Origin of the sequence: Pseudomonas sp. GXM4, from assembly GCF_008923895.1 — a bacterium.
In the GTDB taxonomy this organism is placed as follows: Bacteria; Pseudomonadota; Gammaproteobacteria; order Pseudomonadales; family Pseudomonadaceae; genus Aquipseudomonas; species Aquipseudomonas atacamensis.
This window is the reverse complement of record NZ_WBRZ01000457.1, coordinates 1-2,185: the sequence shown is the minus strand read 5'-3', so window position 1 is coordinate 2,185 and position 2,185 is coordinate 1. Positions and strand designations below refer to the sequence as shown.

The window sequence follows — 2,185 nt, the reverse complement described above, 5'->3', positions numbered from 1 at the left end:
ATAGGGGTGACGATTAATAGAGACAGGGAAAGGATCGTTGCGATAGAGGGTGAGGCGTTCGCAATAAGGATTCTATAGTTTAAGACTGCCAAAAAGAAGATAGATGCGACGACTACTATTGTTGATGACTCTGCATAGTTTATGGAGAGTATGGATTTTGCTAGTATGACGAGTACGTGATATAGGGGGTGTGGGAGGTTTATAATATGGCTTTTTTCTATCTCTTCCGCCCATTGGAGGTGTAGCTTATAATCGCCGCCAATTACGGATAGAGAACTTATCAGTGGCACGAACATAAGAGTGCAAAACGCAAGCAGAACAAAGTATGCGGCGTAATGTTTAATGCTTGCGGGAAGTTCGTTATGACGGGTTTTTCTGATTACCGTTCCGCCAGTGTCAAACATGGGCATCGGCAGTATCCTTTCTGATCAAAATATTTCGTAATTGCGATAACTTGCGGCTAGTGTATACGCGACGTCGGTTATAAGCCAATGGCAAGCGCATGCTGCTCCTTTCGCGCTTAGGTTTTATCTCTCTCAGGTGGAAATGCGGGCGCATACGGGTTTTCGCCTTTTAGAATTTTGATTTCTGTAGCGAGATGTGAGATGTGCCTGTCCTTCGCCATCAGCTCCCAGTTGGTTTTGATCGTGATGTCGTTCGCTCGCCGGTCAGCCTCGGTCGCCGCAGTCTTAGCTGCGGTTAACTCAGCCCTGAGGGAATTCCGCTCGAGCGTGAGCGCATCGTTGTCACGCACCAGGCCCTGAATATTTTTAAGCGCGCGCTCGAGCTTGAGGGTGAGAGCCTCAAATTCGTTCTCGTACATCCTGAGCTGGTGTCGGCAGGTTTCGAGCGGGGTCGGGTTGCCGAGCCAATCGTCGGTGTCTTCTATATAGAGGGGGTCCACGGGCACGCCTTACTGAATACTGTTTGCATATACAGTAATCGAGGCTGTGCCGGCGGGCGAGGGTGAGGCGACGAGCTGTAGGATTTTTGATTGGTGTTCGGTCGGCAGAACGCCGGAGGAAGGAAAAAGCCTGTACCAATTTTTGTACCACTGCGTGTGTTTCGCAGTCGATGGGCGGGTGTCTTAGAGTAGGTGGACCCCAATAAACATTGGGGCTCGCTACTCTGTAACCCATAGCAAAACCCAAAAATAATATTAGGAGTATGGCTGAAGAACTGTCGATGGTTGTTTGTAAGACCTGAAAATCTTGTGAAAAGGCCTGTAAAAAGAGCGGTTTCCGGCGAACGGTTGAAGTTTTTTCTCAGGCACGAAAAACCCCGCACAAGGCGGGGTTCTGGCGCAGCGGAAAATTCCGATCAGACGTGTAGGGTTTCTGCGGCGTAGAGCGTGTTTTCCAGCAGGCAGGCGCGGGTCATCGGGCCAACGCCGCCCGGTACCGGGGTGATCCAGCCGGCGCGGGGCAGGGCGGTTTCGTAGACAACGTCACCGACCAGTTTGCCGTCTTCCTGACGGTTGATGCCGACGTCGATCACGATCGCGCCTTCCTTGATCCACTCGCCCTTGACCAGGCCCGGTTTGCCGGCGGCGACGACCACCAGATCAGCACGGCCGACGTGACCGGCCAGATCCTTGGTGAAGCGGTGAGTCACGGTGACGGTGCAGCCGGCCAGCAGCAGCTCCATAGCCATCGGGCGACCGACGATATTCGAGGCGCCCACGACTACCGCGTCCATCCCGTAAAGATCAGCACCAGTGCTTTCCAGCAAGGTCATGATGCCTTTCGGGGTGCAGGGGCGCAGCAGCGGAATACGCTGCGCGAGGCGGCCGACGTTGTACGGATGGAAACCGTCGACGTCTTTGTCCGGGCGGATGCGTTCCAGCAGCTTGGACGCGTCGAGGTGTTCGGGCAGAGGCAACTGCAGGAGCACGCCGTCGATGGCCGGGTCGTCATTAAGGCGATCGATCAGATCGGTCAGGGCGTCCTGAGTGGTGTCGGAGGGCAGGTCGTAGGCTTGAGAGAGGAAGCCAACCTCTTCACAGTCTTTACGCTTGTGCGAGACATAAACCTGAGAGGCAGGATCGCTGCCGACCAGGATCACCGCGAGGCCGGGGGTGCGCAGGCCTTGCTGGCGACGCTCGGCAACTCGTTGGGCGATCTGCTGGCGCAGGCTGGCGGCGATCGATTTGCCGTCGATTAGTTGTGCAGTCATTGCGCGTGAT

3 protein-coding genes are annotated in these 2,185 nt (G+C 54.9%); all 3 read right to left on the bottom strand.

Going from position 1 to position 2,185, the window contains the following annotated elements; translation table 11 throughout:
• On the bottom strand, positions 1-410 hold a 410-nt coding region (locus F8N49_RS28145), incomplete at its 3' end, for a hypothetical protein (RefSeq protein ID WP_218574940.1).
• A gap of 110 nt (positions 411-520) precedes the next feature.
• Positions 521-904 carry a hypothetical protein gene (locus tag F8N49_RS27370; RefSeq protein WP_178117092.1) on the bottom strand — a complete coding sequence of 128 codons (384 nt, stop codon included), beginning with the start codon at positions 902-904 and terminating at the stop codon, positions 521-523.
• A gap of 416 nt (positions 905-1,320) precedes the next feature.
• Positions 1,321-2,175, bottom strand: a complete 855-nt coding sequence (gene folD, locus F8N49_RS27365) for a bifunctional methylenetetrahydrofolate dehydrogenase/methenyltetrahydrofolate cyclohydrolase FolD (RefSeq protein WP_122698458.1) — start codon at positions 2,173-2,175, stop codon at positions 1,321-1,323.
• Between the last annotated feature and the right edge of the window lie 10 nt (positions 2,176-2,185).

Bases quoted from the DNA above. Each gene is read 5' to 3' on its own strand.
- folD (WP_122698458.1), bottom strand. From the start codon at position 2,175: ATGACTGCACAACTAATCGACGGCAAATCGATCGCCGCCAGCCTGCGC.